This window comes from Priestia sp. USM5 (assembly GCF_058323215.1).
In genome coordinates this window covers 110,855-133,556 of record NZ_JBSGKN010000001.1, presented here as the reverse complement: position 1 = coordinate 133,556, position 22,702 = coordinate 110,855, and the positions used below count along the sequence as shown (strand labels likewise).

Below are 22,702 nucleotides of genomic sequence, written 5' to 3'. Positions count from 1 at the left end.
CCTTTCTTTTTTTATTGTGATAATTCTAAAGCGTATTACGTAACTATTTTATGAGTAGCTTTTTCTTTTGTTGACTATCGTTTACAAGGAGGCCTCTATTTATTGTGTACAAGCTTCATTTACATCGCCTATTTCGCTTAGCTTGTGTGTTGGTAATTATTGCAGCAGCTGTATTTCTTAGTTATTATGTCTCTTCTCTCCTCTATCCATTTATTATCGCCTGCTGCATCGCTTTTTTTATAAATCCTATGGTTAATCTATTTGAATTAAAGCTGCGCTTACCACGCTACTTAGCTGTTTTACTGTCAATGGTTCTTATCTTCTCTCTTTTGGCTGGACTTATTACGTTACTTATCACAGAAATTATTGCAGGAAGTACGTATTTAGCGAAAGTTGTTCCCACAAATTTCAAAGAAGTGGTCATATTTATTGAAAATATTGCTACAGAACAAATACTTCCGTTTTATGAACGCATTACTTCTATGTTTAATAACTTAAATACCGGTCAGCAAGCAACTATTTTATCGAACATTAAAGGGGTAGGCAACCATATCGCTCAAACGGTGGGCGATTTTCTGCAAAATGTATTGCAAAGCATCCCAGTATTTTTATCCGTATTGCCTAATGCAGCTACTGTGATTATTTTTTCATTGCTGGCTACTTTTTTTATTAGTAAAGATTGGTACAAGCTGATGGCTAAAAGCAGCGTGTTTATTCCTAAAAAAGTAAGAGAAAATGGACAGACAGTTGTTATGGAGCTTAAAAATGCACTGTTTGGTTTTATTAAAGCTCAGCTTACGCTTATTTCGATTACCACCATTATCGTTCTTTTTGGTTTACTTGTTCTTAAGGTTGATTATGCTATTACAGTCGCTTTATTAATCGGCTTAGTAGATATTCTTCCTTACCTCGGAACAGGACTGGTTTTTGTTCCTTGGATGATTTATGCGTTTGCAACAGATAATGTGTCATTTGCTGTAGGACTTTCGGTACTATATGCTGTAGTACTTGTGCAGCGACAAATTATGGAGCCCAAGATTCTGTCATCGAGCATTGGTCTTGACCCTCTTGCTACATTAATTGCTTTATTTGTAGGATATCAATTGATTGGATTTTTTGGATTAATAGTTGGCCCTGTTATTCTTGTTATTCTAAAAACACTTCATACAACGGGAGTTTTTAAAGAAACGTGGCAGTTTATTATAGGAAAATGAAAAAGTGTGTGAAAGAAGCTTCTTTCACACACTTTCTAGTTAACGAATAATCGTCATTCGATTACGTCCTTGAAAAAATCTTCTTAGCCACGTTAAAAGGAAAGGCTTAACGATTTTGCGTGTAAACGGCAGTAAAAAGATAAAGCCTACAACATCTGTCAAGAAGCCTGGAAACAGTAGAAACAAACCGCCAAATAGTACACACATACCATCAAGGATTTCACCGCTTGGAACATGTCCTTGGCTCATCTGACGCTGTGCTTTTTGAAAAAGAGATGTTCCTTGTTTTTTCGCTAAAAACGCACCAATAAAACTGGTAGCAATAATCAGTAAAAATGTTGACATTACACCAATGAGATGACTTGAATAAATCAAAATCATTACCTCAACAGCAGGTACAATAAGAAGGAGCGGAAGAAGCTTCCTCACCATCATCACCTCTTCGCTTATTGAATTGCCTAAACAAAAAGAGAAGGATTTCCCCTTCTCTTTTTTTCAATCATCTACGTGTTTCTTACAGTACGCTTGCGTGTCCGTTGTATACAACACCACGTGAAGCATCAACTGTAATATCTTGATCTTCTGAGAATACGCTTGTTGCGTTTTCTACACCTACAATGACAGGAATGCTTAAGTTTAATCCTACTACAGCTGCATGGCTTGTTAGACCGCCTTCTTCCGTAATAAGAGCCCCTGCTTTTTCGATTGCACTGATCATATCGCGATCTGTGCTGTTTGTAACAAGGATAGCACCTTCAGTCATTTTTGCATTTGCTTCTTCAGCAGTTTTAGCAATAACTACTTTACCAACTGCTGCTTTACGACCAATTCCTTGTCCTTTAGCCAGAACGTCACCTACAACTTGAACTTTCATTAAGTTCGTTGCACCTGATTCTCCAACTGGAACACCAGCAGTAATAACAACTAAATCACCGTGTGCTACAACGCCTGTTTTTACTGCGTCATTTACAGCGTGATCTAACATATCGTCAATTGTACTTACGCGCTCACCAACAACTGGTGTAACACCCCATACTAGAGAAAGACGACGTGCAACAGAATCGTTTGCTGCAACAGCTACGATTGGAGATTGCGGACGATATTTAGAAACGATTTTCGCTGTATAACCACTTTCTGTTGGCGCTACGATTGCACTAGCGTTTAAGTTAAGCGCTGTGTGTACAACAGATTGTCCGATTGCATCTGTAATAGATGGGCCAACTTGCTTGCTGCGCTGTTGTAAAATCTCAGAGTAGTTTAGAGCTTGCTCAGCACGAGAAGCGATTGAATGCATTGTTTGTACAGCTTCAACTGGGTAAGAACCTGCAGCTGTTTCACCAGATAACATAATTGCATCTGTACCATCAAAGATAGCATTGGCAACGTCACTTGCTTCCGCACGAGTCGGGCGCGGGTTGCGTTGCATTGAATCAAGCATTTGTGTAGCTGTAATAACTGGTTTGCCAAGTGCATTACATTGTTTGATCAGATCTTTTTGTACTAATGGTACTTCTTCAGCAGGAATTTCTACTCCTAAGTCACCACGAGCAACCATTAAGCCGTCTGAAACTTCAAGAATTTCTTTGATGTTATCTACGCCTTCTTGGTTTTCGATTTTTGAGATGATTTGAATGTGAGCTGCATTGTGTTTTTCTAGTAGTTCACGAATTTCTAATACATCAGATGCACGACGCACAAAAGAAGCAGCGATAAAATCAATGCCTTGTTCGATACCAAATACAATATCGTTTGCATCTTTTTCAGTGATACCAGGAAGGTTTACACTTACGTTTGGCACGTTTACACCTTTTTTATTTTTTAATGTACCAGGGTTAAGTACTTTCGTTTTGATTTCACCATCAGTTTTATTGACGTCTAGTACTTCAAGACCGATTAAACCGTCATCTAAAAGGATTTTTGATCCTACGTGTACGTCATCAATTAGACCTGGATATGTAATTGAGAATTTTTCAGTTGTTCCCACTACTTCTGTCATAGAAACAATGATTTCAGCGCCTTCTTCTAACTCAATTGCACCATTTTCCATTGTGTTTGTACGAATTTCAGGTCCTTTTGTATCAAGTAAGATACCTACTGTTTTACCTGTTTGTTTCGCAGCTTCACGAATGTTAACAATACGTGCACCGTGCTCTTCAAAGTCACCGTGAGAGAAGTTTAGGCGACAAACGTTTAAGCCTGAGTTAATTAGTTCAACTAATTTTTCTACACTTTCACTCGCTGGTCCAATAGTACATACAATTTTAGTTTTACGCATTCAAATTTCCTCCTATATATTTACTATTTACTCTTTAAGTAGAGCAAACAGCTATTTCCTTTACTAACCTTTTACAAGCAGGCTGTGAACAAATATTTTGTTCCCTTAACCTGTTCACCTTGCTTTACGTGTAACTTATGAAACACCTACGTAGCGCTGAATCAAATAGCAAACAAATACACAGCACTTTAACGATGAATTTCTTCATCGTTTGCTTCTTGTTTTACTATTCCCTGCAATTCATACAGCAATACTTGCTGCCTGATTTGTCTTATATATCTCACGTTTTAGAGAAAAGACAAACGCTCGCACAGCTGCTAATAACCATAGGAATTTTTTTAAAAACACTCTTTTTCTACTTTTACTTAAAGGTTTTTGCTGTCTATAAAATACCACGAAGAACTTGTAAACACAATAGAGAAGGGCTATACAAACCGCACAAAAACGCGCACCCTTATTTTTCAAGAGTGCACGTTTCTTTATTTTATAGTAATGGCATCGTTTTCAGCTGCAAATTGTCCGATTTTTTTGTATTTTAAATAACGCTCCTCCACTAGCTCTTCTTTTGATAAATTCATCAGTTCTTTTAATGACTTCTTAATAATGCTTTCCATGTATCCAGCTTGTGCATCGATATCTCGATGAGCTCCGCCTTTTACCTCTGAAACCATTTCATCTACAATACCCAGTTCTTTCAAATCCGGTGCTGTAATCTTCATCGTTTCAGCAGCTTTTTTAGCAAGAGAAGAATCTTTCCAAAGAATGGCAGCCGCTCCTTCTGGAGAAATAACTGAATACGTCGAGTTCTCAAGCATATGAAGGTGATTTCCTAAACCTAATGCCAAGGCTCCTCCGCTTCCTCCTTCTCCAATGACAATACAAATAACAGGTACAGTTAAGCCAGCCATTTCGAAAAGATTTTTCGCAATAGCTTCGCTTTGTCCGCGTTCTTCTGCCGCTTTTCCTGGATAAGCTCCTTTTGTATCAATAAAGCAAATAATTGGGCGGTTAAATTTCTCCGCTTGCTTCATTAGACGCAGTGCTTTACGGTAGCCTTCAGGATGAGGCATACCAAAATTACGACGAATATTTTCTTTCGTATCTTTACCTCTCTGATGTCCAATCACGGTAACAGGCACGCCATTAAACTTGGCAATTCCTCCTACGATTGCTTCATCATCTCCATAAAAGCGATCGCCATGACACTCTAAAAAGTTTGTAAACAAGCGAGTAATATAATCGAGTGTTGTAGGACGCTCAGGATGACGAGCAATTTGAACACGGTTCCACGGGCTTAGATGATTGTAAATATCGTTTTCTACTTTTTCTAAGCGCTTTTCCAACTTATCAATTTCGCTAGATAAATCCACTTCTGTATTTTTAGCAAACTCTTTCAGTTCTGCAATCTTGTCGCGTAACTCAACAATTGGACGTTCAAACTCTAATTCACTTACCACTCGATGTCACCTCCTGCTACGTGTATATCTAAAATAGTTGTTAACGTGTCTTTTAAATCGTGACGGTCAATAACTCCATCTAATTGACCATGCTTCAACAGAAATTCAGACGTCTGAAAATCTTCTGGAAGCTCTTCTCTAATTGTTTGTTCAATAATACGTCTTCCAGCAAAGCCAATTAACGCGCCCGGCTCGGCTAAATTATAATCGCCTAGCGAAGCAAAGCTTGCTGACACTCCTCCCGTAGTAGGATGTGTCATGATCGAAATGATTAAGCCGCCTTCGTCACTGAACATTTTAAGGGCTGCGCTAGTTTTAGCCATTTGCATCAAGCTCAGAACACCTTCTTGCATACGTGCACCGCCTGAAGCTGTAAAAATAAGGAATGGGACATGCATTTCCTTTGCTTTTTCAATGGCGCGAGTAATTTTCTCACCTACTACAGAACCCATGCTTCCCATACGGAAATGTGAATCCATAACAGCAACCACTACTTTAATTCCTTCAATATCTCCTTCACCCGTAACAATCGCTTCACTTAAATTAGTTTTCTCACGATCTTTTTCGAGCTTTTCAAGATAATCCGGGAATCCAAGAGGATTTTCTGACGTCATATCTTTGTCGTATTCAACAAACGTACCGCTGTCAATCAAGCTTTCAATACGCTCTGGTGCTGTCATTTGATGATGGTATCCACAGTTTAAGCATACTTTTAAGTTTTTATTTAACTCTTTTGTATACATGATTTTCTTACACTTTTTACACTTGGTCATAATCCCTTCAGGTACATCTTGTCTCATATGCTCAGAAGGAATCGTAGCATATTTTCGTTTTTTTGGAGTTTTTGTGTTTTTTGTAAATAAATCTCGTAACAAGGTGTAACCTCCTTTTGGTTCTTTTCTTTAACATAAGAACCTTTCTTCTTCCTCTTCTTCTACTTTACACGTTATGAAAGCCCGTCTCAAACGCAAAAACAAGCGACATATAAGAAAAAATTGGATGAATTATTCGCTTCACTTTATTAGTTGCTATTTACTTTACTAGATGACGGTTTGATTTTGTGTAGAAAGATGGCATGTCTCTTTCGACAAATTCCTTCTTTCACACTTGTTTGTAGCACTGATGGTGAAGATTTAATACAGCTGCTTCATCTTTTTTAACTAGCGCCTCTACTAATTCATTTATAAGAGTGTCGCTTGGCGCTGAGTTTTGTTGAAAGGTTTGAGAAAAACGGCAAATAATCAGCCAAATTCGGTGCAATAGCCGATTAGGCTGCAAAGAAAACAAATAGTCAAACAAGTTCTTTAAGCGATCGTCATTCTGCTTTTGAATTACTTTTGAAACATTGATTTTGTTCTGTTCCGCTAAAACAGAAAACAAACAGCTTTTTTCCAGAATATATCTCGTCTGAATTAAGTCTGACTTTGTTTTGCCGTCTTGTATTAAAAAAGTAGCTAATAAATCAATAAATTGATGATCTCCCACTTCTTTAATAAACGTACCTTCACCTCTTCTAGTTTCAATCAATCCAATTAGCTCTAACGCTCTGAGCGCTTCTCGAACGGAAGAACGTCCTGCGCCTAACCGTTCAGAAAGCTCTCGTTCTGACGGGATTTTATCACCCGTAGTTAAACGATCATCTTCCATTAGCTGGCGAATTTGTTTTAGAATTTCTACATATACTTTTGAACGTTCATTCTTCAAGTTTATTACCACTCACTTTACATTACTTTAACAGGCATGCTTGAAGCATCATGCCTGTCAAAGAACAGTTGATGTAACCTTATTCAATAATCGCTAAACGGCGTGTATTTTCAGCTACGGCTTCTGGCTTTACTTTTATTCGGGCAACGCCTGTTTCCATAGCTGCTTTTGCAACAGCTGCGGCTACTGCCGGAGCCACTCGTGCATCAAATGGCCCTGGAATCACATAGTCTGTATTCAAGTCCTCTTCCGTAATTAAATTAGCAATGGCCTCAACTGCAGCCATTTTCATTTTTTCATTAATATGAGTAGCACGCACATCCAGTGCACCTCGGAATATCCCCGGAAACGCTAAGACATTGTTCACTTGATTAGGAAAATCTGAACGCCCGGTGCCGATTACTTTCGCGCCAGCTTTTTTAGCTTCTTCTGGCATAATTTCAGGCACTGGATTTGCCATTGCAAAAATGATTGGGTCTGGATTCATCTTTCCAATCATTTCCGATGTGAGTGCTCCTTCAACCGACACTCCAATAAATACATCAGCTTCTTCTAACGCATCGGCTAACGTACCTTCTACTTTGCTTCGATTTGTATAGGCTGCAACTTCATCTTTTATACGGTTCATGCCGTGAGGACGCTTGTCATAAATCGTTCCTTTGGAATCACACATAATAATATCGCGCACTCCATAGCTGTATAATAATTTAATAATAGCAATACCAGCAGCTCCTGCTCCATTCGCTACTACTTTGATTTGTGACATTTTTCTTCCTGTCAGCTTCAGGGCATTAAGAAGACCCGCTACCGTAACAATAGCCGTCCCATGCTGATCATCATGAAAAACCGGGATATTTGTTTCCTTTTTCAACCGCTCTTCAATTTCAAAACAGTTAGGAGCCGCAATATCTTCTAAATTAACGCCTCCAAAAGTTGGTTCTAGCAATTTAACAGTTTCTATAATTTTGTCCACATCTGTCGTGTTTAAACAAATTGGGAATGCATCTACGCCGGCAAAACTTTTAAAAAGGACCGCTTTCCCTTCCATTACTGGCAGAGCAGCTTCAGGGCCTATATTGCCCAAGCCCAATACGGCAGTGCCATCAGATACAACAGCTACCATATTTCCTTTCATCGTATATTCATATACATTGTTTACATCATCATATATTTCTTTGCAAGGTTCTGCTACACCAGGGGAATAAGCAAGGCTTAAATCCTCTGCGTTTCGAACAGGAATTTTGGACTTTGATTCTAGTTTACCTTTGTTAATGCGGTGCATATGCAATGCTTCTTCACGTAAAGACAATGAATTTCACTCCCAATAAACAAAATGATAACAAATACTGTGCCTGAACCATGTTCTTTCCCACACTCATATGATGTTATAAATCCAATTGCATTTCATTTCAAGAAAAACGCATCTAATTCGTATATTTTATAAAAAAACGGTGGTCAGACCACTTTTTTAACTATTTTACCATATAACATCACATGAAATCTGTAAAGACTATATCTTCTTGAACACAACGTGCTTCTCTCCAAGCATTGCTTTTAACGTTTTGATCAACTCATCGCTTCGTTCAACAGAATAGTGAACAGGAAGCTTGACCAATTGACGTTCTGCCTCATAATAAATTTTCACGGGGATTTTCCCTCTATGAGACTGAAAATGCTGATAAATAGTATGAAGCAGCTTTTCCGTACCTTGCTTTGTTTCTATACGTAAGTACAATTCTTCTGACGGTAATTTTTGAACCGCTTCGCTAGCAGCTTCAGCACGTTGACAAACAATTTGCTGCTGCCCATTTCTTTCATCTATCTTTCCATGTATCAGTAAAACCTTACCTTGTTCAAACAGCAGACGATTCTGCTCAAATACGCGGGGAAATGCAACAACTTCTCCTTCTCCACTTTCATCCGTGATGCGCAAAAAGGCCATTTGCTCTCCTTTTTTCGTGCGGATGACGCGAATTTCCAACACAAATACTAAAAGAGAGACCGCTTTTCCTGAAGCGTGTTCTTTCATATCGTGAAGAGAAACAACAGAATAAAAGGAATTCAGTGCTTCATACTGAGAAGCAGGGTGGCTTGATAAATAAAAACCTAGCATATCTTTTTCATACTGAAGCCGATCTTCTATTTTCAGTTCCTCTTTTTCCATATATTTAGGCTTTAACGAAAATTCAGCTCCAAATCCAAAATCATCATCAGGGAGGACCAAGCTTGCATGTTCAAATGCTACATCAATGGTTGCTAATAAAGTTGCTCGATTTTCTCCAAATTCATCAAAGCCTCCGGACAAAATCAAAGCTTCAAGCGCTTTTTTATTCACGGCTTTTGGTGAAACACGTGCACAAAAATCAAATAAGTCTTCAAATCTTTTTTTCTTTCTCTCTTCTGTTATTTCCTGCATAGCTGCCGCACCAATATGTTTAATCGCTGCAAGGCTATATCTTATTCTTTCACCTTCTACATTAAACGAATACATGCTCTTGTTAATAGAAGGTGGGAGAACTTGTATTTTTTTTCTTTTGAGTTCATTAATATATTGAGCAATTTTCCCTTCGTTTCCAATAACGCTCGTTAACAACGCTGAAAAGAACTGTAGCGGATAATGTGTTTTTAAATAAGCTAACTGATAGGCCACCATACTGTAAGCAACGGCATGGCTCCGGTTGAAGCCATAATCAGCAAAGCGCACAATAAGGTCATATACTCGATTAGCAACGGATAGGTCATATCCTTTCTTCTCGCTTCCTTGAACAAAATGTGCTCGTTCACGATCAAGCACGGATCGTTCTTTTTTACTAACTGCTCTTCTCAATAAATCTGCTTCTCCAAGAGAAAAGCCAGCCATCTTTGAAGCAATCTGCATAATTTGCTCCTGATACACGATAACGCCATGGGTGGATTGTAAAATGCCTTGAAGCGTGGGATGGTCATATATGACGCTCTCCACTCCGTGCTTGCGCTTAATATAAGTTGGAATATTTTCCATCGGACCGGGTCTATACAGCGCGTTAACTGCTACAATATCTTCTAGCTCTGTAGGTTTTAATTGCTGAAGAACCCTTCTCATTCCATCTGACTCTAGCTGAAAAATCCCTGTCGTATCTCCTTTACTCAGCAGTTCAAAAGTTTTCTGATCGTTAAATGGAATACGAGACAGTGACAGCTTTTGGTTCATGTCCCGCTCAATTTTCTTTAAAATGTGATCTAAAATGGTTAAGTTACGCAAACCTAAAAAGTCCATTTTCAAAAGCCCAACGTCTTGCAGAGCTTCCATTGGATATTGAGTCAGATATACATCATCATGTCCTTCTTGTACAGCTATAGATTGCGTCAGCGGCTTCTCACTGATCACAACGCCTGCTGCGTGTGTGGAAGTATGCCTTGGCAGTCCTTCTATCTTCATGGCAATGTTATACCATTGCTTTCTGGCTTCATTTTCTGCTAAATAAGTTTGAAGAACTCTTGAATCACGAAGAGCGCTTTTTAACGTTGTACCTGGTTTAGTTGGAATCGCTTTAGACATTTTATTTAACGCCTCTTGATCAAATCCCATCACTCTTCCTACATCACGTACGGCTGCTTTAGCCGCTAATGTTCCAAATGTAATAATTTGAGCTACATGCAGCGCTCCATATTTTTGAGCCACATACTGAATGACTTGATCCCGTTTATTATCAGGAAAATCGATATCAATATCAGGCATCGAAATACGTTCAGGATTTAAAAAGCGCTCAAAGAGAAGCTGATGCTGAATTGGATCAACATTTGTAATTCGTAAGGCGTATGAAACTAGTGAGCCCGCCGCTGAGCCACGACCTGGACCTGTTAAAATACCATGTTCATGAGCATAATTCATAAAATCCCACACGATAAGGAAGTAATCGCTAAAGCGCATACTTTCAATAATGTTCAGCTCATAATCTAAGCGTTTCTGGTATTGTTCCGTGATCACTTGAACTCTTTCTTGCAGTCCTTTCTCGCAAAGAGTGCGTAAGTAGGTTGATGATGTAACTGACGGAGGAACAGGGTATTTTGGAATAGACATGACGCCTAGAGAAATTTTAAGCTCGCATCGTCTTGCGATTTTTATACTTTCTTCTATTAAAAAATGCTGATCATGAAAGAGAACTTCCATTTCATGAGATGATTTGAAATAGTACTCGCTGCTTTCTTCTTGCACCTGTTCACCGCTATGTAATTTCTCTCCGTCTCGAATAGCCGCTAAGCAATCATATGCGTCCCGATCTTCTTTTTTTAAATATTTCACTTGATTCGTTGCTACGAGCGGGACATTTTCTTCAGCAGCAAGCTCCGTTAACTGCTGATTTATCAAAGCTTCATCCTGTCCGTGGCGCTGTATAGATATATACAAAGACTGAGAATATACTTTTTTAAAGAATTGAAGCACTCGCTTTGCATCTTGAAGTTTGTTTTCTGCTAGCAGAGTTTCTACTTCTCCCCTTACGCCAGGTGTAATAGCAATCAGCCCGCTGCTATAATGCTGGAGCCATTTTTTCTTTACACCGTGTTTTTCCTTTGTTTGAACTAAACTGCTTAGTTTTAATAGATTTTCATAGCCTTTATCATTTTCTGCTAGCAAAACTAAAGGATACGCTTGCTCGCTTTCTTCATGTTCCAAAATTGATAGTGTAAGCCCAATAATCGGCTTAATCCCCGCTTTCACGCAGGCTTTATAAAAAGGAATGACTCCGTACATTACATTTTCATCGGTCAAAGCAATCGCTTCATAGTTCATTTTTTTAGCTGTTTCTACAAGTTCATGAATACGAACGGAACTGCTTAGTAAGCTATAAGAACTTTGAAGCTGTAAGTGAACAAAAGGCACAGGACTTCCCACCTTTCTTTAATTCTTTATTCTCATTATAAATTTTGTTGCGGGCGTAGACAAATTACATAACTCTGAACGTTTGTCCATATATATGTAGGAAGCATGAGTTATCAATAAAATAGTAAAGGAGGACGCGTCATGACAAAAGAGCCTTTTATGTCTCTTTTCATTTGGAGTTACTTTACTTCATTAGGTATTATTTTAGGCGGTTCATTAATCGGAGCATTTGCGGGGTTCTTAATTGGAAAATCTCCCCTGTACGTTATGCATACCCTCAGCAATAGCTTAAAAATCTGGGCAATTGTCGGAGCCATCGGAGGAACATTTGATACGTTTTACAGCTTTGAGCGAGGACTCTTTGAAGGAGCGACAAAAGATGTATTCAAACAAATTCTTTTAATTCTATCCGCTATGGGAGGAGCTCAGACCGGGGCTCTGATCATCAAGTGGTTAACGCAGGAGCACTTTGTATGAGAGTACCCAGCGAGCGAATGTTCAAGCGCTCCGACTGGCAGCGTTTTTTCGCCGGTATTGTCATTGGAGCAATTGTCAGCTGGGGAGTGTTTTTAACAATTTACGGCGTTTCAAGAGATAGAGAGCTAGAGGAGATTCGAATTGCTAATGATAAGCTAAAAAAAGCAAATTTGCAAATTAGCGCATGGCAAGAAGATGTAAAAGCATTAAACAAGGAAATGAAGCAGCATTTGATTATTCAAAATGTGAAAGTAAAATTAGTGAACGGCCATCGTTATAAAGTAAACTCTGTGGTGGAATACAATATTCAAAAAAGCGTCGACGAAGAAGCTCAGCACTTAATTGCCCAAGATATTGAAAGTGCGTATCGAAGCAGGGATATCTTAAAAAAAGCAATTGAAAACAAAAAATACGAATTCGATAAAACGATTTATGAAGTTGAAGTTCATCAAATTTATTTTTATACAACGCTTTCGATTGAAGTTCGAATTAAAAAGATGGAAAAAGTACTATAAAAAGCCGCTGATTTAAAATCAACGGCTTATTTTACAGATTACTCCTGACTGCAGAGCTCTTCTAAATCAAGTAGTAAAGGCTCTACTTCTTCCCATGAGTCAATGGAAGCGCCGGACGCAAGAGGATGGCCTCCTCCGTTGTATTTTCTAGCAATTGTATTAATCACAAGCTCTTTTGAACGCAGGCGGACCCGAATCTGATTTTCTTCTTCTACAAAAAATACCCACGTTTTCACTCCATCAATTTGTCCTAACGAGCCGACTAGCTGAGAGGCATCAGCAGGTGTCACATCATATTTGCGAAGAATTTCATTCGGAACTTTCATGTGAGCAACTCCCGCTGGAGACATCGTGAAGTTTTGCAGCACATATCCATGTAAGTGAGCGACGTTTTCTTTTGTTTTGTATAGCTGATCATATACATCCTTAAAATTGAAGCCATATTGAATCAATTCACTTGCATAGCAAAACGTTTTCGGCTTTGTATTTGGAAATAAAAATCGGCCCGTATCACCGACAATACCAGTGAAAATTAACTTTGCTCCTTCATCATTAAGAGCTAACCCCTTTTCTTTTCCTTCCAAGTAAAATTCATAAATCATTTCACTTGTTGAAGAAGCAGACGTCTCAACCCAAAGTAAATCACCGTAAGGAGTTTGATTCGGATGGTGATCGATTTTAATGATCATTTTTCCACTTGCGTAGCGCTGATCTGATACACGCGCTTCATTCGCCGTATCACAAACGATGACAAGCGCATCTTCATAGGTGTCATCGGCGATATCATCCATACGGTATAAAAATTTTAACGACTCCGCTTCTTCTCCCGTTACGTATACCTTCTTCTCCGGAAAAGATGTTTTTAACAATTCCGCTAATCCGCACTGAGATCCGTATGCATCTGGATCTGGACGAATGTGCCTGTGAATAATGATGGTGTCAAACTGCTTAATAGCTTCTAATATTTGTGCTTTCATTTTCTCTCTCCTGTCAATACTGTTCTTGTTTTATGTACGTACCACATGCACTTATATTTCCACAGCGCTGTATCCATAATCTTTATTAAATCATATCTCTTCTCCTTTTTAAAAGAAGAATCAATCAATAGTAGAATTTTCTGTTATTTACCTGTAAAATAATAGATACTACTGTAAACACTTTCAACACTACGCATTACTAGCATCTAGAAACATTACGGATAGAAATACACCGGACTGGAGGGGCGTCTGTGCCATTTTTTATGATTTTAATCGTTGTGTCCTTTGTTTTCTACATGTATTTAAAAGTAAAATACGTACGTTCAAAACGCCCAATGGAACGAAAGTGGATTTCCGCTAAGTCGAGTATTTGTCTTGGCTTTTTTGTATTATTTTTTGGGATCAATCAATGGTTTATTTACGAAACAAACCTTTCGCTTATCATCGGCATATTATTTGTATTATTCGGTTCAGGTAGCATAATAGCAGGTGTCAAAGCTTATAAGTACTATCAGCCTTATGCAATAAAAGAAGCAGATCAAATGTAAAAAAGGCTGAGGCATAACGAGAGGAATCCAATCTAAAGACGAACAAATGGGAGACATGAGCTGAACCGCTTGAGACACCGCCGTTGATTTCCGTGCAAGACTTCGCTTTCCGCTGGAGTCTTCGTCTTGCCCTCCAATCAACGGCTAGAAGAATCTAAACAGGTGAAACCTACGTTTACCCTAACAAAAAAAAACGAACCACTCATCAACATGGTTGATAAATGGTTCGTTTTTCACTTCGTCTAACATACTTTTGTCCCAGCTTCTTTTTTTATACTCTGTCCAATAACTGAGCCATCATCATCGCTTTTCCTACTACAACTCCGGCGTTGTAGACTTCTACATCTAATTTAGCAAACTTCCGACCCAGTTCTAATAGCTTAGGGCGAATTTCAATTACACTTTCAATTTGAACCGGTTTAATAAAATAAACGGTAATGTTTTCAATAACCAAATCACCTTTTTTATATAAGCGCAGAACACGATTGGCAGCTTCCGTCACAATAGTAGTAAAAACTCCGTATGAAATAGTTCCCATATAATTTGTCATTTGTGGCGTTACTTCACAGCGATAGACAGGTGCTTCCTTTGTCTCTTGTACGTCCATAAATTGATTCGTTACAATGTCATCAATGGTTTCTCCTACCTGTGGTTGACGCTGAATCATTTGCAGCGCTTTTAAGACATCTTGACGGCTGATAATGCCTTCTAGTCGGTGGTAATCGTCCACTACAGGCAGCACTTCAATCCCTTCCCATACCATCATATGAGCGGAAGAAGCGACCGATGTTTTCCCGTGAACGGTCATCGGATTTTTCGTCATCACTTTTTCAATCGAAGTGGAAAGATCATATCCAATAACATCTTTTGAGGTAACCATTCCATGAACTTTCATATGCTGATCTACTACAGGAAAACGACTGTGGTGCGTTTGATCGTTACATTCGTGCCATTTTTCAATCGTATCGGTTAACTGCAAGCTAACCGCTTCAGAGACGGGTGTTAAAATATCCTCTACAAGCACAATTTCTTTTTTTATCAGCTGATCATAGATAGCCCGATTAATCATCGTTGCAACTGTAAATGTATCATAGCTCGTTGAAATAATAGGAAGCTTCAGATCATCCGCAAGCTTCTTAACCCATTCTTCCGTATCAAAGCCGCCCGTAATTAAAACGGCTGCGCCTGCTTCAAGGGCTAATTCATGAGCGTTTACTCGATTCCCTACGATAAGAAGGTTTCCGGCCTCGGTATACCTCATCATAGCATCAAGCTTCATCGCTCCAATAACAAACTTATTTAACGTTTTATGCAAACCTTCACGTCCGCCCAGCACTTGTCCATCTACAATGTTTACTACTTCGGCAAACGTGAGCTTTTCAATGTTTTCTTTCTTCTTTCGTTCAATTCGAATAGTCCCTACTCGTTCAATCGTTGAAACATATCCTTTATTTTCCGCATCTTTTATTGCTCGGTACGCCGTGCCTTCACTGACAGTCAGTTCTTTGGCAATTTGGCGCACTGAAATTTTTTCACCAATTGGAAGCGAATCGATATACTGTAAAATTTGCTCATGTTTTGTCGCCACGTGTACTTCACCCTTCTAAAACGTTTTTACGTTTCATATGTCTTTTCTTTTATTATACGGGGGAAGTGAAATGGATTCAATCTAACCTCTTTGACGCAAAGGCTTTCTCGCACTATTTTTTTGAATACCTGCCTTTTTACGGCGCGGTGCATAAAGTAGTGATGACAAATTGCCTCCGGCTACAAAAAGAGCAAAGGTAAGCCAGCTTATACTAAAAATCCCTTGCAAACTCGCAGTTGTTAACACTAAGTGCGGCATTGCATAGTAAAGCATCACTCCGCATAGTAAAAGCGATAAAATAACTCGATTTTTTTCCATAACTCTCCCTCCTTATTATTACTATCGTATGCGGGAAAGTAAAAAAAGCAGAACGTTTCTTTGCAAATAAAAAGAGATTAAGACATAACTGCATCGATTCAATCTAAAGATGAACAAATGTGAAACCTACGTTCACCTTAACAATAAAAAAAGAACGAGTGATCGATATTATCGATTACTCGTTCTTTTTTAACTTTAACTGAAATCGTTTTGTCCCAGCCTTTATTTATGATTAAAGATCCAATCCTTCTCCAACTTTTAATACTTTTCCTTCAATGCCAGATAAAGACCCAACAAATTGATGAGGATCTTGCTTAATTACAGGAAATGTATTGTAGTGAATTGGCACAACAAGCTTTGCCTGCACCCATTCCGCTGCGATAGCCGCATCTTCAGGTCCCATTGTAAAGTTATCTCCAATTGGAAGAAATGCTACGTCAGGCTCATGGCGACCAATTAACTTTAAATCAGAAAATAAAGCCGTATCTCCAGCATGATAAATTGTCTTTCCTTCAATCGTTAAAAGCAAACCAGCCGGCATTCCTGTATAAATAATTTTCTCATTATTTTCTGTATAACTTGAACCGTGGAAAGCTTGTGTCAATTTTACCGTACCAAAATCAAATGTATAGGCTCCGCCTATGCTCATTGGATGTACGTTTAAGCCTTGCCAGCTAAGATATGTAGCTAATTCTGCTACTGCCACAACAAGTGCACCGCTGCGCTTAGCAATTTCCACCGTGTCGCCTACATGATCATTATGGCCATGAGTCAGTAAAATCACATCTGCTTTTACATCTTCAGCATGTAAATCTGTTAATTCATTTCCAGTGATAAACGGGTCAATTAAAATTGTTTTTCCTTTTGTTTCAATTTTAACAACAGAATGTCCATGATAAGAAACGTGCATCATATATTCTCTCCTTTTACACTAACCTTTTCTATATTCTACCCGTCTGTTTTGGTTACAAAACGAGTGAATACGCGGCTATCATATCACAAACTGCGCAAAAACATGCCTTATTATGCTTGCTCTAATAAAGTTGTTGCATCAGCGTAAGTTAGACCGTGTGCATCTGCAACAGCCGCGTAAGTGACAAACCCATTTAGGGTGTTGATGCCTTGAAGAAGGGAAGGGTTTTTTAAGCACGCTTTTTTATATCCCTGATTTGCTATTTGCAGAGCATAAGGAACCGTTACGTTGGTCAGCGCTAAGGTCGACGTGCGGGGAACAGCCCCTGGCATATTAGCAACAGCATAATGCAAGACCTCATGCTTCGAGTAAGTCGGGTTATCGTGAGTGGTAATACGATCAGTTGTTTCAAAAATTCCGCCTTGATCAATGGCAATATCAACCACAACTGACCCTTTTGACATCGTTTGAACCATTTCCTCGGTGACAAGCTTTGGCGCTTTAGCTCCTGGTATGAGGACCGCTCCTATCACTAAATCTGACTCTTTTACAGATTGTGCGATATTGTAGTGATTTGACATTAATGTTGTCACTTCTTTACCAAACAAATCATCCAGCTGGCGAAGGCGATCAGCGTTTAAATCAATTATTGTGACATCAGCCCCTAATCCGACCGCAATTTTAGCAGCGTTGGTTCCCGCTACTCCTCCTCCAATAATTGTTACTTTTCCTCTTTGCACGCCTGGCACTCCACTTAACAAAATCCCTTTGCCACCTTTGGTTTTTTCTAAAAATTGAGCTCCAATTTGAGAAGACATTCTTCCTGCAACTTCGCTCATCGGCGTTAACAGAGGCAAGCTTTTATTTGGAAGCTGTACCGTTTCATAAGCGATACCCACTACCTTTTTATCAATCAATGCTTTCGTTAACGCTTCTTCAGCTGCCAAATGTAAATACGTAAACAAAATAAGTCCTTCACGAAAATATCCGTATTCTTCTGAAATCGGTTCTTTTACTTTCATAACCATTTCAGCATCCCATGCTTCTTTTGCAGTATTTACAATAGAAGCTCCTGCATTTGTGTAATCTTCATCATGGAATCCAGAGCCTTCTCCTGCCTGTGTTTCAATATATACATCATGCCCACCGTTAACTAAAGCTGTAACACCAGCTGGAGTAATAGCCACGCGATTTTCATTATTTTTCACTTCTTTCGGCACTCCAATTTTCACCTTTATCCCTCTTTTCTTATATCAGTGATTAACTGAAAAAAGAACGCCACACCAAATCCTTTAGAAAACCGGATTTACTATGACGTTACCTTTCGATAGAGCTCAGCATAATCCTGCTTTTCTTAGTCTATATACAGTATATGCATGTAGTTATTCATATAGTTCGTTATCACTCTGTGCTTCTGGATTTTCAACTACAGAAGCCATAGCATCGCCAATAACGCCGCTTGAATAAGAATCCATTAGCTGTCTTGATGTCTCTTTTTCTCCTTCAAAATCATATTCATATACATGCTGCGGATGTTTTTTGTCTTTCATATGTCACTTCTCCTTTTTCACTCTATTTTCTTTACGAATGTGAACTTTATTTCATAATCCCTTACATGATCTTTTCTATTTTCTTCTTAATTGCTCTAGTTATACCATTTATCTCACATCAAAAAACGCCCGCAGAATTTTCTGCGGACGTTTTGAAAACTGTTTTATATTGAAGCTTTTTCATGCAATTCATCTTTAGCTAGCTGAATTGCTTTTTTCACTTGTTCAAACCCTGTTCCCCCCGCGCTATTGCGGCGATTAACAGCTGTTTTTGGACTTAATACATGGTAGATGTCTTCCTCAAATAAATCTGACGCTTCTTTATATTGCTCGAGCGGCAAATCCATTAGGTAGATATTTTTCTGAATACAAACGAGAACTAGTTTCCCAACCACTTCATGTGCTTCACGAAACGGCATACCTTTTGCAGCAAGATAGTCAGCTAACTCCGTTGCATTTGAAAAATCTTGTTTCGTAGCTTTTTCCATAACATTTGTTTTTACTGTCATTGTTTCAATCATGCCAGCAAAGATTGTTAAGCAGCCTTCAATCGTTGTAACCGTATCGAACATGCCTTCTTTATCTTCTTGCAAGTCTTTGTTGTATGTTAAAGGCGTGCCTTTTAACACAGTCAACAAGCTAAATAAATGACCATATACTCGTCCTGTTTTACCACGAATTAACTCTGCCATATCAGGATTTTTCTTTTGAGGCATAATACTGCTGCCAGTTGCATACGTATCATCCATTTCAATAAATTGAAACTCTTGACTAGACCATAAAATTAACTCTTCACAAAAACGAGATAAATGCATCATTAAAATAGAACTGTTGCTTAAAAACTCTAAAATAAAGTCACGGTCGCTGACAGCATCCATACTGTTTTGATAAATTCCATTAAAGCCTAGAAGCTCCGCGCTGTAATGACGATCAATTGGAAATGTCGTACCAGCTAAAGCTCCTGCTCCTAAAGGAGATAAATCAATACGCTTTAGTGATTCCGCATAACGCTCAGCATCACGCTTAAACATTGAAACATAAGCCATTAGATGATGAGCAAAAGAAACCGGCTGCGCGCGCTGTAAATGTGTGTAGCCTGGAAAAATAGTTTCGACATGCTGATCTGCTTTTGTAAGCAGCACATCTTCTAGATTTTCGATCAGTCCTACAATTTGCTGAACATGCTTTTTTAAATATAAGTGCATATCTGTAGCAACTTGATCATTACGGCTTCGACCCGTATGAAGCTTACCTCCAACCGGACCAATTTCATCAATTAATAGCTTTTCTAAATTCAAATGAATATCTTCATATTGAGCAGAAAATGTTAATTCTTTCTTCTTAGCTTTTTCAAGCAGTGTTTGAAGGCCTTTTTTAATTTGTGACGCTTCATCTCCAGAAAGAATGCTGCATTTCTCAAGCATTGTTACATGTGCTAAACTGCCTTCAATATCTTCTTCTACAAGATGCTGATCAAATGAAATGGACGCACCGAACTCGTCAATCCATTGTTCAGGGCGTTTCGTAAAACGCCCTCCCCAAAGTTTGGTCATACCGTTGTCACCTTCTTTTGATTTACCATGCTGCTCACTTGTGTTGGAAGACCCCATAATGAGATAAAACCAACTGCTGCATTGTGATCAAATTCATCTTCTTTTGTATATGTTGCAAGTTTTTCATTGTATAAAGAATTAGGAGATTTACGTCCCTCTACGATAGCATGCCCTTTAAATAGTTTTACTCTCACTGTTCCGTTCACATATTGCTGCGTGTCTTTTAAGAATGCAAGCAGGGAATTTGTTAATGGAGAGAACCATAAACCCTCATAGATAACTTCTGTTAATTTTTTCTCAATCACTGGTTTGAAGTGCGCTACTTCTTTCACTAATGTTAAATCTTCAAGCTCTTTGTGTGCTTTAATTAATGTCATAGCAGCTGGACACTCATATACTTCACGTGATTTGATTCCCACAAGACGGTTTTCTACATGATCAATACGTCCCACTCCGTGCTTACCTGCAATTTCATTCAATTCTAGAATTAACTGAGCTAGCGTATAAGATTGACCATTTAATGCTACTGGAACACCTTCAACGAATTCAATTTCTACTACATCGGCTGTGTCCGGAGTATTTTCAAGAGAAGCCGTTAGGTCATATGCTTCTTCAGGTGGAGCTGCCCAAGGATCTTCAAGAACGCCGCACTCGTTACTTCTTCCCCATAAGTTTTGATCAATTGAAAATGGGCTGTCTAAGTTAATTGGAATTGGGATATTCTTTTCTTTTGCATACTCGATTTCTTCTTCACGAGACCATTTCCAGTCACGAACAGGAGCTAAAACTTCTAAGTGTGGATTTAATGCTTTAATTGATACTTCGAAACGCACTTGGTCATTTCCTTTTCCCGTACATCCATGTGCGACAGCTACTGCATTTTCTTGTTCTGCTACTTCTACAAGCTTTTTAGCGATTAGCGGTCTAGATAGTGCAGATACTAATGGATATTTTCCTTCATATAACGTGTGTGCTTGAAGTGCTGCTAATGCAAATGTATTAGCATATTCTTCTTTTGCATCAATCACATATGACGATACCGCTCCAACTGTTAAGGCTTTTTCTTTAACGAATTTTAAATCTTTTCCTTCGCCTACGTCTAAACAGCAAGCTACCACATCGTACCCTTTTTCTTGTAACCATTTAATTGCAACTGATGTATCTAAACCTCCGGAATATGCTAAAACAACTTTTGGATTACTCATCATCTATTCCTCCTACAAATTATATATATATTAATACAACCGTTTTAATTTTTATTCATTTAATCTACTATTACTTTAACAACTTTTTAATCTATTTTCAATAGTTATTCAAAAAAAAGTATATAAATTCACGTTTTTTTTAATTTAATAGGATAAAAGCTTTTAAAATACTGTAAAAATAGACGTGAATGAATATTCCTGCCTTAAATGCATTGTATATTTATATGCATAAATCAAGTATAAATGATTTATTTTTCACTTAAAGTAGCTCTGGCTTTTGTCATTGTATAAAATGGAAGGGAAGAGGTGAAAAAATGGAGCGCTTTTTTACTTATGACAACAGACTCGGTATAAAAATTCCTGCTCTTGAAAGAGAATGGACATTCTATTCTGAAAAAGTTCAGCAGGATATCCTCCTAACATGGGAATCCATTCGAGGGCAAATTCCAGACAAAATTCAATCTGTAGAAAAGAGGATTAATCAAAAACAAGCGGCGTTAGAAGATGAGACTAATTTTATCCGCTCCTGTGAATTAAATAGCGAGATAGGAGAACTTGCTTCTATTATTAATGATTTGTGGATTTGGTATCGAACAAATGAGGAAATATCAAAAAAAGTTCACGGATAGACAAAAAAACGAGTCTCATGAAAAATTAATGAGACTCGTTTTTCTTATCCAGCAAATAGCGGTATTGGTAAAAGCGCTTCGCATAATCTGTCACTTGTTTGGCCATTCGATAATTCATCCCTCCGCCAACCATCATACTCACAATTGGCAAACGATTATAAACTTTTCGCTTCGCAGCAAATATAGCTAGCGTTTTTCCAATTTGCACAACGATTTTTTGCAGCCACGTCTTATCTACAATTTGATCAACACCTTCATAAAAATACGGGTCAAATTCTTGGCTTAGCTCACTCTTTAATTGATGCCACCCCTCAGCCTGAAGGTGTCTAGGTAACGTTGCTGCATGAAAAACTTTTAGCGTTAGCATAAGCTCTGAAGGAGTCTGGATATGATAGCCGTAGCTCATTGCTGCCTGTTGCACCGCTTGAATATTCATGCATAAAACAGCGGGTATATCAATACCGACTAGCAGCGATTGGCCGGTTCCTGAAAGTGCTCCTTGACTCAGCGCATACAACCGCAGCTTGGCCATTTGCTGTTCGCATATATAAGAAAGCTGATCTACTTGAAGGGAATTCATTTCTGACAGATCTGTGATATCTTCTTTGAATACACGGGCGGTTTCAATAATTCGTTTTGTCGCTTGAGTTTGCATTTCCGTACCTTGAATTAATGCAGTTAACTGAAAGAGTCCCTCATCAATTTTATGTAAATAGGTCTCACGAACAGAAGCAGGAATTAAGTTAAGCCCTTTTTCTAACCATTCTTCGTACAATAACTCCATCTCAGTTGCTTCTACGCTCTGTAAGCTCTCTTCCCATTTATAGATTTCTTCTAAAAGCTGTTCTTCGCGATTCGTTAATATCATCATGTCACCCTTTCAAGAAATAAGTAGTTTTATTTTTATTATAACAAATA

At 38.4% G+C, this 22,702-nt stretch carries 21 protein-coding genes; 5 read left to right on the top strand and 16 right to left on the bottom strand.

The genetic code is table 11. The annotated features are described in order from the left end of the window. Positions 1–104 precede the first annotated feature (104 nt). On the top strand, positions 105–1,214 hold the full coding sequence (ytvI, locus tag ACWATA_RS00695; RefSeq protein ID WP_047749773.1) for a sporulation integral membrane protein YtvI: 1,110 nt from the start codon (positions 105–107) through the stop codon (positions 1,212–1,214). Between the two features lie 39 nt (positions 1,215–1,253). On the opposite strand, the gene ACWATA_RS00690 is transcribed toward ytvI, so the two are convergent. The 7 genes from ACWATA_RS00690 to dnaE form a co-directional block, all read right to left on the bottom strand. Next, positions 1,254–1,646, bottom strand: coding sequence for an FxsA family protein (locus ACWATA_RS00690; protein WP_033579618.1), 393 nt, complete (start codon positions 1,644–1,646; stop codon positions 1,254–1,256). Between the two features lie 82 nt (positions 1,647–1,728). Continuing rightward, the gene (gene pyk / locus ACWATA_RS00685) at positions 1,729–3,489 is read right to left on the bottom strand and encodes a pyruvate kinase (protein WP_045291184.1); all 1,761 of its coding nucleotides are present in this window, start codon (positions 3,487–3,489) and stop codon (positions 1,729–1,731) included. A gap of 479 nt (positions 3,490–3,968) precedes the next feature. Beyond that, entirely contained in the window at positions 3,969–4,946 is a 978-nt protein-coding gene (accA, locus tag ACWATA_RS00680) for an acetyl-CoA carboxylase carboxyl transferase subunit alpha (RefSeq protein ID WP_047749772.1), read from the bottom strand. Beyond that, complete coding sequence (gene accD, locus ACWATA_RS00675; protein WP_028411784.1) at positions 4,940–5,821, bottom strand: acetyl-CoA carboxylase, carboxyltransferase subunit beta; 882 nt, start codon at positions 5,819–5,821, stop codon at positions 4,940–4,942. Before accD ends, accA begins: the two co-directional genes overlap by 7 nt. Positions 5,822–6,047: 226 nt before the next feature. Further along, positions 6,048–6,650: a FadR/GntR family transcriptional regulator gene (locus ACWATA_RS00670; protein WP_028411785.1), complete on the bottom strand. Its 603-nt coding sequence runs from the start codon at positions 6,648–6,650 to the stop codon at positions 6,048–6,050. A gap of 79 nt (positions 6,651–6,729) precedes the next feature. After that, complete coding sequence (gene ystJ, locus ACWATA_RS00665; RefSeq protein ID WP_028411786.1) at positions 6,730–7,959, bottom strand: NADP-dependent malic enzyme; 1,230 nt, start codon at positions 7,957–7,959, stop codon at positions 6,730–6,732. Between the two features lie 201 nt (positions 7,960–8,160). After that, entirely contained in the window at positions 8,161–11,511 is a 3,351-nt protein-coding gene (gene dnaE, locus ACWATA_RS00660; protein WP_473049539.1) for a DNA polymerase III subunit alpha, read from the bottom strand. Between the two features lie 141 nt (positions 11,512–11,652). Between dnaE and ytrH the strand changes: the two genes are divergently transcribed. After that, a complete protein-coding gene (ytrH, locus tag ACWATA_RS00655) occupies positions 11,653–11,988 on the top strand; it encodes a sporulation membrane protein YtrH (RefSeq protein ID WP_013059455.1) in 336 nt (111 codons plus the stop codon). Further along, complete coding sequence (gene ytrI / locus ACWATA_RS00650) at positions 11,985–12,503, top strand: sporulation membrane protein YtrI (protein ID WP_014458035.1); 519 nt, start codon at positions 11,985–11,987, stop codon at positions 12,501–12,503. Before ytrH ends, ytrI begins: the two co-directional genes overlap by 4 nt. 38 nt (positions 12,504–12,541) lie before the next feature. On the opposite strand, the gene ACWATA_RS00645 is transcribed toward ytrI, so the two are convergent. Further along, positions 12,542–13,480, bottom strand: a complete 939-nt coding sequence (locus tag ACWATA_RS00645; RefSeq protein ID WP_473049538.1) for a DHH family phosphoesterase — start codon at positions 13,478–13,480, stop codon at positions 12,542–12,544. A gap of 251 nt (positions 13,481–13,731) precedes the next feature. Here ACWATA_RS00645 and ACWATA_RS00640 point away from each other — a divergent pair, with 251 nt between their 5' ends. Beyond that, positions 13,732–14,028, top strand: coding sequence for a YtpI family protein (locus tag ACWATA_RS00640; protein ID WP_473049537.1), 297 nt, complete (start codon positions 13,732–13,734; stop codon positions 14,026–14,028). Positions 14,029–14,299: 271 nt separating this feature from the next. On the opposite strand, the gene ACWATA_RS00635 is transcribed toward ACWATA_RS00640, so the two are convergent. The 7 genes from ACWATA_RS00635 to ACWATA_RS00605 all read right to left on the bottom strand — a co-directional run bounded on the left by ACWATA_RS00635 (position 14,300) and on the right by ACWATA_RS00605 (position 21,155). Next, the gene (locus tag ACWATA_RS00635) at positions 14,300–15,616 is read right to left on the bottom strand and encodes a CBS domain-containing protein (RefSeq protein ID WP_028411790.1); all 1,317 of its coding nucleotides are present in this window, start codon (positions 15,614–15,616) and stop codon (positions 14,300–14,302) included. A gap of 81 nt (positions 15,617–15,697) precedes the next feature. Beyond that, the gene (locus tag ACWATA_RS00630; RefSeq protein ID WP_034271480.1) at positions 15,698–15,934 is read right to left on the bottom strand and encodes a hypothetical protein; all 237 of its coding nucleotides are present in this window, start codon (positions 15,932–15,934) and stop codon (positions 15,698–15,700) included. Positions 15,935–16,166: 232 nt separating this feature from the next. Beyond that, a complete protein-coding gene (locus ACWATA_RS00625) occupies positions 16,167–16,844 on the bottom strand; it encodes a metal-dependent hydrolase (protein WP_473050206.1) in 678 nt (225 codons plus the stop codon). A 113-nt stretch (positions 16,845–16,957) separates the two neighbouring features. Next, positions 16,958–18,079, bottom strand: coding sequence for an alanine dehydrogenase (gene ald / locus ACWATA_RS00620; RefSeq protein ID WP_014458028.1), 1,122 nt, complete (start codon positions 18,077–18,079; stop codon positions 16,958–16,960). 150 nt (positions 18,080–18,229) lie between these two features. Continuing rightward, complete coding sequence (locus ACWATA_RS00615; protein ID WP_013059463.1) at positions 18,230–18,397, bottom strand: hypothetical protein; 168 nt, start codon at positions 18,395–18,397, stop codon at positions 18,230–18,232. 164 nt (positions 18,398–18,561) lie between these two features. Then, on the bottom strand, positions 18,562–19,950 hold the full coding sequence (gene argH / locus ACWATA_RS00610; protein ID WP_014458026.1) for an argininosuccinate lyase: 1,389 nt from the start codon (positions 19,948–19,950) through the stop codon (positions 18,562–18,564). Further along, the gene (locus ACWATA_RS00605; RefSeq protein ID WP_033579611.1) at positions 19,947–21,155 is read right to left on the bottom strand and encodes an argininosuccinate synthase; all 1,209 of its coding nucleotides are present in this window, start codon (positions 21,153–21,155) and stop codon (positions 19,947–19,949) included. Before ACWATA_RS00605 ends, argH begins: the two co-directional genes overlap by 4 nt. Positions 21,156–21,469: 314 nt before the next feature. Here ACWATA_RS00605 and ACWATA_RS00600 point away from each other — a divergent pair, with 314 nt between their 5' ends. Continuing rightward, positions 21,470–21,784 (top strand): hypothetical protein, encoded by a 315-nt coding sequence (locus tag ACWATA_RS00600; RefSeq protein WP_028411794.1) that lies wholly within the window; start codon positions 21,470–21,472, stop codon positions 21,782–21,784. A gap of 25 nt (positions 21,785–21,809) precedes the next feature. On the opposite strand, the gene ACWATA_RS00595 is transcribed toward ACWATA_RS00600, so the two are convergent. After that, positions 21,810–22,652 (bottom strand): EcsC family protein, encoded by an 843-nt coding sequence (locus tag ACWATA_RS00595; RefSeq protein ID WP_028411795.1) that lies wholly within the window; start codon positions 22,650–22,652, stop codon positions 21,810–21,812. Positions 22,653–22,702: the final 50 nt, after the last annotated feature.